The organism is Paenibacillus sp. FSL H7-0331, assembly GCF_001956045.1.
This window is the reverse complement of the sequence record NZ_MRTH01000024.1, coordinates 41,832-56,827: the sequence shown is the minus strand read 5'-3', so window position 1 is coordinate 56,827 and position 14,996 is coordinate 41,832. Positions and strand designations below refer to the sequence as shown.

Annotated in this window: 10 protein-coding genes; all 10 read left to right on the top strand. The window is 46.1% G+C overall.

Going from position 1 to position 14,996, the window contains the following annotated elements:
- Positions 1–127 precede the first annotated feature (127 nt).
- The 10 genes from BK127_RS27950 to BK127_RS27905 all read left to right on the top strand — a co-directional run bounded on the left by BK127_RS27950 (position 128) and on the right by BK127_RS27905 (position 14,994).
- A complete protein-coding gene (locus BK127_RS27950; RefSeq protein WP_076235306.1) occupies positions 128–1,111 on the top strand; it encodes a formylglycine-generating enzyme family protein in 984 nt (327 codons plus the stop codon).
- A gap of 93 nt (positions 1,112–1,204) precedes the next feature.
- Positions 1,205–2,197, top strand: a complete 993-nt coding sequence (locus BK127_RS27945; protein WP_076235304.1) for a zinc-dependent alcohol dehydrogenase — start codon at positions 1,205–1,207, stop codon at positions 2,195–2,197.
- 56 nt (positions 2,198–2,253) lie between these two features.
- The gene (locus BK127_RS27940) at positions 2,254–3,255 is read left to right on the top strand and encodes a Gfo/Idh/MocA family protein (protein ID WP_076235301.1); all 1,002 of its coding nucleotides are present in this window, start codon (positions 2,254–2,256) and stop codon (positions 3,253–3,255) included.
- Between the two features lie 111 nt (positions 3,256–3,366).
- Positions 3,367–4,887 carry an extracellular solute-binding protein gene (locus BK127_RS27935; RefSeq protein WP_076235299.1) on the top strand — a complete coding sequence of 507 codons (1,521 nt, stop codon included), beginning with the start codon at positions 3,367–3,369 and terminating at the stop codon, positions 4,885–4,887.
- Between the two features lie 122 nt (positions 4,888–5,009).
- Positions 5,010–6,557 carry a sulfatase family protein gene (locus BK127_RS27930; protein ID WP_076235296.1) on the top strand — a complete coding sequence of 516 codons (1,548 nt, stop codon included), beginning with the start codon at positions 5,010–5,012 and terminating at the stop codon, positions 6,555–6,557.
- Positions 6,558–6,663: 106 nt separating this feature from the next.
- Positions 6,664–8,307, top strand: a complete 1,644-nt coding sequence (locus BK127_RS27925; RefSeq protein ID WP_076235294.1) for a sulfatase family protein — start codon at positions 6,664–6,666, stop codon at positions 8,305–8,307.
- A gap of 710 nt (positions 8,308–9,017) precedes the next feature.
- On the top strand, positions 9,018–10,859 hold the full coding sequence (locus tag BK127_RS27920; RefSeq protein ID WP_218639046.1) for a sensor histidine kinase: 1,842 nt from the start codon (positions 9,018–9,020) through the stop codon (positions 10,857–10,859).
- Positions 10,849–12,486, top strand: a complete 1,638-nt coding sequence (locus BK127_RS27915) for a response regulator transcription factor (RefSeq protein ID WP_076235289.1) — start codon at positions 10,849–10,851, stop codon at positions 12,484–12,486. The genes BK127_RS27920 and BK127_RS27915 overlap by 11 nt, the downstream gene beginning before the upstream one ends.
- 152 nt (positions 12,487–12,638) lie before the next feature.
- Positions 12,639–13,955, top strand: a complete 1,317-nt coding sequence (locus BK127_RS27910; protein ID WP_076235286.1) for an ABC transporter substrate-binding protein — start codon at positions 12,639–12,641, stop codon at positions 13,953–13,955.
- Positions 13,956–14,043: 88 nt separating this feature from the next.
- The gene (locus tag BK127_RS27905; RefSeq protein WP_256711483.1) at positions 14,044–14,994 is read left to right on the top strand and encodes a carbohydrate ABC transporter permease; all 951 of its coding nucleotides are present in this window, start codon (positions 14,044–14,046) and stop codon (positions 14,992–14,994) included.
- The last annotated feature ends 2 nt before the right edge of the window (positions 14,995–14,996 follow it).

The following is a 14,996-nucleotide window of genomic DNA, read 5'->3' as shown; positions in this document are numbered from 1 at the left end:
TAATGAGGAAGCATAGGCGAGGTTAATTTTACAGTATTGATACCAGGGGACATCTCGATCATTATATCCTATCAGGCCTTTCCGTCTTGCGATCTATAGTTAGTCTATTATCAGGGGGACATTCTTCGTGGAAAATAAACCGTCGTGCTGTTCAGCCTCAAGACTTGGTTCTTCGGGTATAATCGTCTCACCCGAAGCTTCGTTATCGGTAACAAAGAAGAGTAATGCTGATCCAAGTGAAGGGATGATTCTGCTGGAAGGCGGCACCTTTCTGATGGGTACGGATGATGCGGAAGGGTTTCCTTCGGACGGCGAGGGACCGATTCGTAGCGTAACGGTTAGTCCGTTTCATATATCGCCTTACACGGTGACAAATGCCGAGTACAAGCAATTTGTTGACGCGACTGGCTATAAAACGGAAGCTGAGCAATTCGGCTGGTCCTTTGTTTTCCATCTTTTAATTTCGAAGGAGACAGCGAGCAAGGTCAAGCAGATGGTTCAGAAAACGCCATGGTGGTGGTCGGTGGAAGGTGCTTATTGGCTGCAGCCGGAGGGCCCGGACTCTACCATTGAGGATCGCTTGGATCATCCTGTGGTGCATGTGTCTTGGAACGATGCGACGGCTTACTGTCAATGGACAGGCAAACGCCTACTGACGGAAGCGGAGTGGGAGTATGCCGCACGAGGCGGGCTCGTGCAGAAGAAATATGCATGGGGAGACATCCTCAAGCCGGACGGCAAGCATATGTGTAATATTTGGCAGGGGAAATTTCCGGATAAAAACAATGCCAGCGACGGCTATATCGGGACGGCACCCGTGAATGCCTTCCCGCCCAACGGATATGGCTTGTATCAAACCGCAGGAAACGTGTGGGAGTGGTGTAAGGATTGGTTCAGTAAGGATTTTCATTTGAGGGAGACGCGGGTCAACCCTAAGGGTCCGACCACTGGGCAGGCCAGAGTGATGCGCGGGGGCTCGTACTTATGCCATAAGTCATATTGCAATCGTTACCGCGTTGCCGCCAGAACGGGCAACACACCAGACAGCTCATCGGGCAATACGGGATTCCGCTGCGCCGCTGACTATACCGAATCCAAGAATGCTGGATGAAAGGTCTAAGTAATCATAAATCGTTGAGATAAGATATCATGCGATTGTGCAACGAAATTATCCACAAATTAAACGGAAAGAAGCTGAATTCAAATGAAGGTTAAACAAATCATTATCCCCGCTGCAAATCAGGTAGAGGTTCGAGAAATGGAGCTGGAATTTCATTTGGCAGCGGATGACATTCTTATTGAAACCGAAGCATCGTTTATTAGTCCGGGGACGGAGCTGGCCATCTTCCAAGCGAAGACAGAACGTGTTTATCAAAAAGGCGCTTGGTGCGAATACCCATGGAAGGCGGGTTACGCGAATGTAGGAACGATCGTCAAAGTAGGCAGCGGCGTGACGAAATTCAATCCGGGCCAGCGGGTATTTACTCACGGTGAGCATGCCTCCATGATCGTAGTGCAGCAAGATAAGATGATCGTTCAGGTTCCCGAGTCGCTCGATTCAGGTACTGCTGCTGCGTCAAGGCTGGCCAGTATCTCAGCCACATCTCTTTACGTTTCTGACATTCCCACCAATGCTTGGGTTGCCGTCTACGGACTCGGGGTTATCGGCAACATGGCCTCTCAAATTTTTCGACTGATGGGCTGCAAAGTTATCGGAATCGACCCTAATGGATCGAGAAGAGCGCTTGCTGAGAAATGCGGAGTCCAATATACCGTTGGCGGCAGCGAGTCGGAGGTATTGGAGCAGATCAAGAAGATTACGAACGGCCAGCTGTGCCACATCTCGATTGATGCTGTCGGACATAGTAAGGTCATCCAACAGGCAGTCAAATCTACGACCAACCAAGGTCAGGTTATTCTGCTCGGGACGCCGCGTGTGCCAGTGGAAGGAAATGTGACCGACATTCTGGCTGAGGTTCATTTGCGTTGGCTAACCCTGCGCGGGGCGCTAAACTTCATGGATACACCGAGACTGCTGGACATTCAAAAAAATACGTTCGATTGGGTAAGTACCGGAAGATTGACGCTGGATCCGATCATTTCCCATCGTCTACAGCCGGAGCAGGTGGCCGAAGCTTATGATGGCTTGCTTCATAAGCAGGAGGAGTACACTGGTGTCGTATTGAGTTGGAAGTAGTAATGGTCATGATATGATCATGATATTTTGAAAAAACAGATGAGGAGAGAAGCGCAATGATTACTTACGCTATAGTGGGAACGGGTCGCATGGCGACACACCATGCAGGGAAGTTAAGCCAACTTGAGGACGCCCAATTAATCGGGGTTTGTGGAACGAGTATAGATAAAGCAGCAGTCTTTACTGACAAATTTGGAGGAACACCCTTTGCAGACCTGGAAGTTATGCTGGAGCAATTGAAACCGGACGCCGTTTACTTAACGACGCCGGCTCGCGGACGAGCAGCTCAGGTCCGTGCCATTGCTTCGCGAGGCATCCATCTGTACATCGAGAAGCCGATAGAGGCAAGCGTTGAAGAAGCCATGGAGATCGTGGACCTGGTTAAGCAGGCAGGGGTCGTTGCTACTGTCGGCTATCATTGGCGCAGTATGGACTTTGTAAAGAAAGCGGCTGAACTCGTAAGCGAGAAGCCAGTCTCGATGGCCGTCGGCCGCTTTTATTGGACGCTTCCACAAGTAGAATGGATCCGCGAAAGACATTTGGGCGGCGGTCAAATGTTTGATCAGACGGCCCACATGATTGATCTGGCGATTCATTTCCTCGGGGATGTCGACCATCTGTTTGCCTCTTACACGCAGGTGGCCACAAAGGGCGAAATGAACAACTGGGACGCTTACAGCATAACCTCGACTTTCAAAAGCGGTGCTGTCGGCAATTTCTATTCGACCTATGCCCTATTCCCAAAATCCGGAGAAGAGCCTTTTCTTGATCTGATTCAAAAAAATCGATTGCTCCGGATTACGAACGGACGCCTCACTATCAAAACGCCTGATGGCGAGGAGGTTTTTATAAGTCAGGATGAGGGGATGGGAGCTGCGCTAGATTTTCATAAGGCCGTTCTGGAGAAAGCCCCCGAACTTTGCCCATGTCCTCTACAAGATGCCATTCGAAGCCATAAGTTTACATTGGCAGCGAGCAGCTCAGCCTTATCCGGCCAGGTTGTGAAACTGGATGATTTCAACCATTTTGGATTGGATCAGCTGCGTAGTGTAGAATGAAAAAAACTATCTCTAGTTAATAAATCAGAGAATCGTGTAACGCTTATTCTATTCCAATCGCCTATGATAGGGATGTAAATATAATTATTGTAAAAATGAAAGGGGAAAAATATGAAAAAGAAGCTACTGGTTTTGTGTGCTCTTATGCTTTCGATAGGCAGTGTCATTGGCTGCTCCAAGCAGGATGCTGGAAGCGCTTCACCACAAAAGACAGACGATAAAACTGCTGCGTCTAACGGTATGGGTGAGAAGCTGACCATCACCTGGATGGCGCGTTCCTTCCAAGGCGGAGGTTGGCCGGACGATAACCCGATGATTAAAGAACTAAACAAAAAGTTCAATGTGGACATTAAAATGCAATGGGTGCCTGCCTCAAACTACAAAGAGAAGCTTAATGTGCTGGCTGCTTCTAATGATTTCCCCGATGTGTTCTTCGTGCTTAATCCGGAGTTCAATAAATGGAAGAAGCAAGGAATCTTTATGGACGTTCAACCTGTGCTGAGCGAATATCCAAACTTGGCGAAAATCCCGAAGGAACCGTTATACTCGCTTAATCCGAAAGGAAAGCTGCTCGGATTCCCTTATTACGTGACTGAAACCAGAGATACGTTATCCGTACGCGAGGATTGGCTAAAAAAGCTCAATTTATCAGCTCCCAAAACGATTGATGAGTTTTACGAGGTAGCGAAAGCGTTTGCAACCAAAGATCCGGACGGCAATGGGCAGCAGGATACAACCGGGTTTTCGTTCTACTATGATCAAACCAACAATACGATTCAAGATGCTCAATTTATTATGGCCGGCTTCGGACTATACAATCAGTGGAAAGACATTAACGGCAAATTGGTTCCTTATCAAACACAAGTGGAGGAATGGAAAAATTTCCTAACCTTTATGAACAAAGCCTTTACAGAAGGAGTCCTTGATAAGGATTTTGCCGTAAATAAAATCAGATCAACTGTAGAGAAGTTCGAAGCAAATAAAGTTGGTTTTGCTTATTTGAACCCGAATGATTGGAACAACCATAAAGCCGCCATTAAAAAGTTGGTCCCTGACGCGGTGCCTACAGCATTGGAGCCTCCGAAAGGGCCGACAGGCTTGACCGGAACCTCAACCTTTGACATGCTCGATAAAAACGTGATCAATTCGAAGATTGACCCTAAAAAGCAGCAGCGTATTCTGAAGATTCTGGATTATTTCCTTTCCCCGGAGGGCTCTGACTTCATTAAGCATGGCATCGAAGGAGTTCATTATCAGAAAGTCACCAATGACAAATATGAGAAACTGGAAGCTGCGGACAAGGATCGTCAAAACCTGCTAAACAATTGGGTATTCCGCCCGTTTGATCCTGGTATTCAAATGTACAAATGGGAGGACCCGTCCTATCACCAACTGATGAGAAATATGTTCACACAAAACGAAAAGAACTCGTGGAAAAATAAGGGCGCGGGCCTTGAATCCGAAACGATGACTCGAGCCGGCAGCAATCTCAATATTAAATTTATGGAATCGGTCTCGAAAATTATCATGGGACGCGATCCCGTTTCTTCCATTGAGAAAGCATCGGCAGACTGGCTGGCCGGCGGCGGTAATAAAATCATTGAAGAAATCAACAAATCTTATACGGAATAAAGGACCAGCTTGATCAGCGATTTGTGCCGAAAATCAGAGAATTGGATAACGACTTCTGTCGGTTCAACTATTATGATTAACCAACATGAACATTAATTTAACGGATGGAGCTGAGACAAAGAATGAGGATGTTGTTTTTGGATTTAGATTCAACAAGTCCGGATCACCTAGGATGCTATGGCTATCATCGGAATACTTCGCCGAATATAGATCGAATCGCAGCGGAGGGCGTTCGATTTACTAATTACTATACCTCCGATGCTCCATGCGCTCCATCTCGAACGGCGCTTATGAGTGGTAAATTCGGTATTGTCAACGGTTTGGTAGGCCACGGTGGTACGGCGGGCGATATGAAGCTTGAAGGAACAGAACGCGAGCTTATGGGGAAATTAACGCGTGGAGGCTCGCTCCCCTCTTACTTGGGTCTAGCGGCCGATATGAACACCGCCTTGATTAGCCCCTTTGCCCAAAGACATTCGACCTTCCATTTTTATGCGGGATTTAATGAGATCTTGAATACTGGCAGATACGGCAACGAATCGGCCGAGCATGTTACACCGGTGGCGATCGATTGGGTTAAACGCAACGCAAGTCAGGATAATTGGTTCCTGTATATCAACTATTGGGATCCGCATACGCCATACCGCGCGCCAATGGAATTCGGCAATCCGTTTGAGTCGGAACCGCTGCCCGAATGGTTGACTGAGGAAGTGCTGGATAGGCATAAGCAAATGGTCGGCTCGCATTGCGTTCATGAGCTGCACATTGATCATAGAGGGAAAAATTACACAAACGAAACAAGCCCTAACTTCCCCCGGCATCCAGGTGAAATTCAATCCATGGATGATATGAGGAAGATGATTGACGGATACGATTGCGGTATTCGATATATGGATGATCATCTGGGTCGGTTATTTGCAGCCTTGGAGGAGCAAGGGGTCATGGACGAACTGATCATTATTATTTCCGCAGACCATGGCGAAAACATGGGACAGCTCGGGATTTACGGGGAACATGCGACAGCGGATCAAGGTACTTGCCGCATTCCGATGATTATCCGTTGGCCGGGCATGAAAAAGGGCGTTGTGGACGAAGGGTTGCATTACCATCTTGATCTGCTGCCGACCTTGGCGGAGATGCTGGATAGCCCTGCCGTACCCGATTGGCACGGCGAGAGCTACGCTCCTGCTCTCAAGGAAGGAGCTGACTGCGGACGCGATTACCTGGTCGTTTCTCAATGTGCACATGTTGTCCAGCGAGCCGTTCGTTTCAAGGATTGGATTTATATTCGCAGCTATCATGACGGCTTTCATTTGTTCGATGAAGAGATGCTGTACAATCTTGCCGAAGATCCGAAAGAGCAGCATAACCTTGCGGCAGAGCGAAGAGACATTTGCTTTGAAGCGGTCTACTATTTAAACGAATGGCATGACGGAATGATGCGGAGAAACAGTGACGCTGTCGATCCATTGTGGACCGTTATGAAAGAGGGCGGACCCTTCCACGCCAAGGGGTATTTGAAAAAGTATATCGATCGGTTAAAGGAAACGGGCAGAGGCCATCTTGTGCCGGAACTGGTCCGCAGGCATCCTGGCGAGTTTCCGACTGAACCGAGCAACGTTTTAGCAAGCTTACAAGCCAAGATTGGTGCCAAGATGACAGGGAAATAAGAACTGTCAAGAATGATTTTGCAGCTTATCTCCCCCAAGAGTCCTCATTGATGGGGGAGATTTTCTTAGGAGCTGCCTGGATAACTAATGTAAGGGGATGAAACCAATGAAAGCGACCACAGACCGACCTAATATCTTGTGGATTTCTTTAGAGGATACGAGTCCGAGATTCGGCTGCTATGGTGATACGCTTGCGCGGACTCCATTTATCGACGAGCTGGCGGCTGCGGGCACCGTCTATTCTAACGCATTTGCTGTGGCGGGCGTGTGTTCTCCCAGCCGATCCGCTATCATTACCAGCATGTACCCGACGGCAATCGGAGCGCATCACATGCGCACAGAGCACGTCAATAAATTTACGCCGGAACTACCGACGCCTTATTTTGCGGTACCTCCGGCACATGTGAAAACGTTTACGGAGTATATGCGAGCCGAAGGGTATTTCTGTACGAACAATTGGAAGACGGACTATCAATTCCCTTCTCCCTTAACCGCATGGGACGAAGATGGAAGGGAAGCACATTGGCGGCATAGGGAGACAGGGCAGCCATTCTTTGCCGTATTCAATCACGTGCTAACGCACGAAAGCAGCATGTGGGGAGATATGATTCGAAAGGCTTATTATCCCGATATGGCGACGGATCGACCGCTCATTACCGATCCTGATCAGGTAAAGCTGCCCCCTTACTTGCCGGATACACCGAAAATCCGTGAATCAATTGCCAGGTACTATGATCTGATTGCCGAGGCAGACAAGTTTGTGGGTGCCCTTCTTCGGCAACTGGAGGAAGACGGTCTCGCCGATAACACGATCGTATTTTTGTGGAGCGACCATGGCGAAGGCCTGCCTCGAGCCAAGCGTTGGCCGTATGACGCGGGAATCCGCGTGCCTCTCATTGTTCGTTGGCCAGGCGTGATGGAACCGGGTCAAGTGAACGATACGTTGGTCAGCCTGATCGATCTGGGGCCAACGGTTCTTTCATTAGCGGGTGCAGCCATGCCAAGCCATCTGCAAGGGCAGCCTTTCTTGGGCGCACACGCAAAATCGAGGGATTATATATTTGCGACCCGCGATCGTTATGACGAATCGTATGACATGGTACGTGCTGCGCGTGACAAGCGATATAAGTATATTCGGAATTACTACCCGGAGAAGCCTTACCTGCAATGGATTCAATTCAGTCACCAGCATCCGGCTTTCCAGGAGTTGTGGAGACTGGAGCTTTCGGGCCAGCTTGAAGGAGATCAGCGATTATTGATGCAGAACACGAGGCCTGTTGAAGAATTATACGATTGCGTGAATGACCCTTACGAAATGCGTAATTTAGCAGTCGATCCCAGTTATCGGGTTGATTTGGAAAGATTGCGCACGGTACTGGACGACTGGCGCGACAAATACGATGTATGGGGCGACATACCGGAAGAACGAATGGTAGCTCAGATGTGGCCCGGCGGTGTTCAGCCGCAAACCGCCGCACCGATCTTCATCCCGATTAATAGCGAGCTGCCAGGTCGATCCGGCGTAACCCAAGGCGAGTATGGGGAGCCGACAGCGATCCTGCTGCACTCCGCGACCCAAGGCGCTTCCATTGCCTACACGACGGAGGAGGGAACGAACCCATCCTGGAAGCTTTATACGAAACCGATTATCCTGTCGAAGGGAACCTTACTCATTCGTGCAAAGGCGGTTCGCATCGGATATAAGGATAGCGGGGAAACAACTGCTTCATTTGTTATTATTGCGTTGTAACTGGGGGGAAAGAGAATAACTACACTCCCTGATTGGGTGCGGGATCTTTTCCTGTCATGAAATGCGAAAAAAAGGATTCGATGCATGCGTTATCCAGGCAGGTTGCTTTGCGAGAGTGGCTGCCCCTTTAACGCCGAATGCTTCTAAACGCGTGTTATACGCCTGGGACGTATACTGGAAGCCTTGATCCGAATGGAGAACAGCTTCCGCTACGTCTCTTTTTCTTGTCCACTGTTCAACAGTGTCAAGTACAAGTTAGATACCTAGTTACTTTATGAGTCGCCATACTTCCTTATGATTGACGAGATGACGCCTGTACCCCTACCTTCAACTGAGCACAGCTTCTAATGTCTAACTTTTCAGCTACTCCTCTATAGCTGGCTAATCCCTTCATACATTCCTCGGAGCAAAGGAACCCCCCATTGTATTTTGTTTGGTGTCGTTGTTTATGTACAATATTTCCCTTCATCGTGCAAAAGAGTAAGAAATGACATTAAAAACATAGTTATAGTTGACGATACTGTGATTGTTCGGCGATTATTAAGATGTGTAGCTAAAATTGATAGAAGCTTTTCAAACCGTTGATGGCCATATCGTTTTGCTGCAGGCGATTATCTGCAATTATTCCTGGATGAGTTTTCGCGTTAAGCGTGTGTTTCAGCTTCATGTAATGCTGTCCCCATCTACTAAACATAAGGATGATTGAGACTATGACTTTTAACATGAACCGACTAATCCGTAAGATCAAGATTCAAAACAGGCTGCTCATCTCCTTTGCTGTTCTTTCCTTGCTCCCCATGTTCATTATTGGAATATTTTCTTATTACATATCAAGCGATGCGATAAGAACGAAAATCAGCACGGCCTCCATCCAGCTGATGGACCAAGTCAGCGAAAATATAGTAAATGAACTTATAAAGCTTGAAAATGACAGCGTTGACATTGCATTCTCCGATCTCGTTCAACAGACGATGGGCGGCTTCAATACAATGAGCGAATGGGAAAGGAACGTGGCGCAAATCAAGATACAGGAAATGCTGGCTAAACGATTTTCTTTTTTTCACAGTGTGTCCGATGTTCTGGTTTATACAAGAAATAAGGAGAAAGTGATTGCCTACGGGGATATTAGCTTCAAATTTAATTTGAAATCCGATTATCTAAACGAACTATTCGAAGAAACGATGATTAAAAACGGCGTTCCCGTCTGGTCAATTCAAAATCAGGATAACGAAGAGCTGGCACGGAATTCTAGCTCTCGCTTCAGTAATTACGGGGAAGCGGGTATTTTGTTGTCCAGAAGCTTTAAGTCGTTTGAAGGACTTCCGATTGGGTATATGATCATGAGAATTGACGTGAAGTATATATTCAATAAGTTCAGAGACATTACTCTGGGAGCTGGTTCCCATATATTTATAGTGAACGGGAAAGGAACCGTTATATCGAGTCAAAATCCGCAGCTTAAGGTCGCCACGCCTTACCCCGATGACACGCTGATTGAAGAGCTTAAGCAGAATAGGGATACCGAAACGTACTCATTCAACACCACGATTGCCGGTAAGCGTCATTTGATCGCGTATACATATATACCACGTGCCGATTGGTATGTAGTAAGCACCATACCCTTTTCCTATTTGGACCATGAATCGGTAAAAATAAGCTTCTATATATTGGTACTCGGTGTTAGTTGTTTTGTGCTCGCGCTGCTTCTGTCTTACTACGTATCCAAGAGCATCTCCTCTCCTCTAAAGCGTCTTATCGATTCGATGAATAACGTGAAGCTGGGCAATTTAGTCGTCCAGATTGACGATAGAAGCAGCGATGAATTGGGGAAAGTGACGACAAACTTCAATCAAATGGTCAGTGAGCTGCAATACTTGATTGATGAAGTCAAAATGAAGGAAAAATTGAAAAGGTTTGCAGAACTAAAATCGTTACAAGCGCAAATCAATCCGCATTTTTTATCGAATTCCTTGAATACCGTCAGATGGCTGGCCAATGTCCAGAAGGCCGACAATATATCCAACCTGCTCACTTCCCTGATCAGCTTGCTTCACGGTTCTATGGGAAAAGGCAGCGAGTTGATCAATATTAGAGAGGAGATCGAATATGTCAAAAACTATTTAAACATTATGGCTTACCGGTATTATGACAAGTTCATGGTGCATTTTGAGATTGAGGAAGATATTCTGGATTGTCATATATTGAAGTTCGCGTTGCAGCCGATTGTGGAAAATTGTCTGCTGCACGGAATTGAGCCTATGGAAGGACAGGGCTTGATTATTATAAAAGGATATCGGGTCCAGAATGAATTAAAAATAACGGTTACCGATAATGGTGTCGGGATGGACGGACATACGTTGAACAGTCTGCTGCAGCAAACAACAACGATTAATCAATCCGGATTCAGTGGTATAGGGATTCGGAATGTTGACGAAAGAATAAAGCTGTATTTCGGTGAAAAATTCGGACTTTCGATTCATTGCGTGCCTAATCTGTTTACGACTGTTGAAATAACAATTCCTGCTGCAGGAGGTGAAGACGATGTCAAATAGGCTGAAGGTGCTCATAGTTGATGACGATGCGGTTTCCAGAACCGTATTGAAGACGATGATCCATTGGGAGAACGCAGGGTTTTATATAATGGAGGATGCCCATAACGGAAACCATGCCGTTCAGCTTATCGAAAAAGAAACTCCCGATATTGTTATTACGGATATCAATATGCCTGGATTAAACGGCATAGGTTTGATCGAGCATTTGGAAAAAAACTTCCCGCAGATCAGTATTATTGCGCTGAGTGCTTATGATGATTTCGATTATGTAAGACAAAGCATGAAGAATGGCGCTATGGACTACGTGCTAAAGCATCGTTTAGATGCGCCATTTTTATTGAATATTTTGAATACGGCGCGGAGCTCCATTCATTCGTATCGGAATGAACGCGACAGACAGAGCGATATCGATAAGGAGCTGACGACCAGCAAGGCTGTTTTACGTCAAACGTTTATCCGAAAGCTGCTAGAGGGGAGCCTGTCGGATGTGGAGGAGATCACAGGGAGGGTACGTGCTCTCGACATGAAGCTGGATACGGAAAACTTGATGGTGACGATAGCCGAAATTGACGATTTCCGATTGCTTGAAGAAAAATTTTCTTCTCAAGAAGTGGACGTAGTGCTCCATACCTTCATGGAAATATCGAAGGAAATACTTAAGGATTGGGAAAAGTCCGTCATCGTGCATATGGCTAAAGGGAAGTTTGCGATGATTTTCTCATTAGGCCCGTTGAAGAGCACAATGTATATCTACAATACCATGTATACGATTTTAAACCGAATGAGATCTGAAATCAAAAAACATTTGAATATAACGGTATGCTTTGGCGTAAGCAAGGTTTGCACGGAATTGACCAAACTGCCTCAGGCTTACAACTACGCGGAGACCCTATTGAGGGACAAGTTTTACAAAGGCAAAAACAGTATTTTTATCGAGAGTACTCCTCATAAAAAGGAGGAAAGCTTCTTCTGCTTGGATATAAAAGATGAAAAAGCCATTTATGCCGCGCTGAAAAACCAGGATGACAAGGAGGTGAAAAGCAGGTTGGATGACATTTTTGGCAAAATCTCGAGTATGAGGCTGGGTAGCAAATCTACCCAGATGATTTGTGCCGAATTGATCAATATTGTAAACAAAATTTGCAAGGATACGGGAATTGAGATAGCCAAGCTGTATACGGCAGAGGACATTCCTTACAATCTGATACAGAAGTACGAAACCCTTATGGATATTAAAGCTTGGGTCGTGAATTTATACGATAAACTGATATCGATGCTAAAGCTAATGAAATTAGAGAGCGGGCTAAGCAATATAACGAAGAAAGCTGTCGAGTATATACATCGCAACTACAGCAGCGACTTTTCCTTGAAGGATGTCGCTGATTTCGCGGGTGCAAGCAGCTCCTATATCAGCAGACTGTTTAAGGAAGAATGCGGAATAGGCTTTGCTGAATATTTGAATCATGTCAGGGTTGAGCAAGCTAAGCAGTGTATCGAGAACGGCGAGCTTAAGCTAAAGGAAATTGTCAGCAGCGTCGGGTTTAACAACTATAATTATTTCTTTAAAGTATTCAGGGAGGTAACGGGCATGACACCGCTTGAATACGAGCAGAGCTGTAGGGAGTGATACAGAAATAAACGGATGCACATATCAAAAATTTATAGTTTATTATAAAAAAATGGAGTTCGACAAAGTGATGTTTGATTTTATAATTAGTTACAGGTAAACAAACGTATTTCGTTTACTTAACAACATCTTTTTTAAGGGGGAACGATTCTATGAGAAAAGCAACTTCTATTGCAGCGGTATCCGCGGTTCTGTTGACAACCATTCTGTCGGGCTGCAGCAGTGACGGGGCCAATCAGGCCAAGGATAGTAATCCGGGTGCGCCGAAACCGGTTCAACTGTCATTGTGGACCTTCCAGGAGCTTCATAAGAAATATTATGAGAAAACGGCGGAGCTTTGGAATAAAAGTAATCCCAATCAGCCGATTGAACTGACGATTGATACGTACCCCAATGCGGAAATGCACAATAAGCTGCTCATCGCCCTTCAATCCGGAGTAGGAGCACCGGACATTAGCGATATCAACATTAACTATTTTCAAAACTTTCTTAAAGGTGATATCCAGCTGGTAGAATTGAACAACATTATCGAGCCTGAGAAAGATAAGTTCATTCAATCCCGATTCGATATCTACAGTAAAAACGGAAAATATTACGGGATCGACTTCCATGTCGGCGCTACAGTTGTGTATTACAACAAGCAACTTCTGGATAAGGCTGGCGTCAATGTGGATGCCATAAAAACCTGGAACGATTATATCGAAGCTGGTAAAAAGGTGCTGACTGCAACCGGCAAGCCGATGACCTCCTTCGAGGTAACAGGCCAAAGACCGTTCTGGCCTATGATCATTCAGCGAGGCTCCGACTATTTGGATAAAAAAGGCGACGTTACGCTTGACAACGAAATCAATATCAAGACGCTGCAGACGATGAAGGATATGATTGATAAAGACAAAATCGCAGTCCCGATGCCGGGCGGCAATACGGGTGCGGAAGAATTTTTTACATTTATGAATAAGGGAGAAGCGGCTTCACTAATCATGCCAATGTGGTACATGAGCAGATTTTTGGAATACATGCCTGATTTGAAGGGGAAAATTTTGGTTAGACCGATGCCTGTTTGGGAAAATGGCAACGTAAGATCCGCAGGTATGGGAGGAACCGGCACAGCCGTTACGAAGCAGAGTAAAAACCAGGACGCAGCCACAAAGTTCCTTGCGTATGCGAAGCTGACCAAGGAATCGAATGTGAGGATTTGGCAGGAGTTGAAGTTCGATCCGATCAGATGGGATGTCTGGAATGATCCGGAGCTGCAGAAGCCCGATCCCTATTTCAGCAATGAGGTTATATTCAATGTACTTCTGGGCATAAAGGACGAGATCAAATCGCCAAATATGAGCGAGCTGAGCTCCGCCGCCCAGGACTTGGTCAATTCCAATGTCATGTTCAAGTCGTTGAAGGACCAATCGCAAACTCCCGAACAGGCATTAAAAGCTGCTGCAGCCGAGCTCCGCAAACAGAAGAAGTAGCCATTCGGCAGATTGTAATGCTGACGGCTGCACAAACGGGGATGTGCAACTGCTTACGGCAGCCGTCATGCTTATGGAGGTGAAATAGTTGAATAAAGAAGCTGTTCGGCAGGCATATGGCCAAAATCCCAAGGCGAAGAAAGCATTCAGCTTGAGAAGAATATTTTTTTCGGAAAAGTTTGCTCCTTATCTCTTCGTAGCGCCGTTTCTTTTATCGTTTCTCATCTTTTTTTTATACCCGACAGCATCCACGATCAGCATGAGCTTTCAAGAGGTGCACGGGCTTAGCAGCAGCAAATTTATAGGTCTCGATAACTACCGGAGAATGTTTGACGAGCATTTTTTCAATGCTCTGCAAACGAATACGATCTACACGATTTTATCGCTCCTGTTATTGATTCCGATCCCGATTGTGTTCGCCGTTTTTCTGAATTCCAAATTGATCAAAGGAAAAACATTGTTTAAGTCGGTCATTTTCATCCCGGCCTTAACCTCTGTTATCGTAGCCGGTGTTTCCTTCAGGCTTATGTTTGGGGAAGCCGATACGGCATTCATTAATTCCGTTATCGCCAAGTTCGGTATTTCTCCCCAAAATTGGATACTTAACTATAGTACGGGAATGATGCTGATGGTCATTCTCAATACATGGAGAACTGCTGGTATTAATATGGTGTATTACCTGGCCGGTCTTCAAAGCATCCCCGAGGAATTATACGAATCGGCTGAAATGGACGGAGCCAGTGTGTTTTCCAAGTTTTACTGGATAACGCTGCCACTCCTAAAGCCAATTATCATCTACACCTTGACGATAGGCATTTTTGAAGGATACAGAATGTTCGGAGAAAGCTATGTCTTCTGGAACGAAGGCATGCCGGGAGATATCGGGCTTACTATCGTCAGGTTTATTTACCAGCAAGCATTTCAACGAAATGATATGGGAATGGGATCAGCAATTGGCATTACCCTGCTCCTGATCGTGCTGACGGTTAATCTGATACAGTTGAAAATGTTCGGACTGTTTAAAAAGGAGAGTGACTGACA

Excerpts from the sequence above, each read along its gene's own strand:
- BK127_RS27915 (WP_076235289.1), top strand. The coding sequence starts at position 10,849 with ATGTCAAATAGGCTGAAGGTGCTCATAGTTGATGACGATGCGGTTTCC.
- BK127_RS27935 (WP_076235299.1), top strand. The coding sequence starts at position 3,367 with ATGAAAAAGAAGCTACTGGTTTTGTGTGCTCTTATGCTTTCGATAGGC.
- BK127_RS27910 (WP_076235286.1), top strand. The coding sequence starts at position 12,639 with ATGAGAAAAGCAACTTCTATTGCAGCGGTATCCGCGGTTCTGTTGACA.
- BK127_RS27945 (WP_076235304.1), top strand. The coding sequence starts at position 1,205 with ATGAAGGTTAAACAAATCATTATCCCCGCTGCAAATCAGGTAGAGGTT.
- BK127_RS27925 (WP_076235294.1), top strand. The coding sequence starts at position 6,664 with ATGAAAGCGACCACAGACCGACCTAATATCTTGTGGATTTCTTTAGAG.
- BK127_RS27930 (WP_076235296.1), top strand. The coding sequence starts at position 5,010 with ATGAGGATGTTGTTTTTGGATTTAGATTCAACAAGTCCGGATCACCTA.
- BK127_RS27920 (WP_218639046.1), top strand. The coding sequence starts at position 9,018 with ATGACTTTTAACATGAACCGACTAATCCGTAAGATCAAGATTCAAAAC.
- BK127_RS27940 (WP_076235301.1), top strand. The coding sequence starts at position 2,254 with ATGATTACTTACGCTATAGTGGGAACGGGTCGCATGGCGACACACCAT.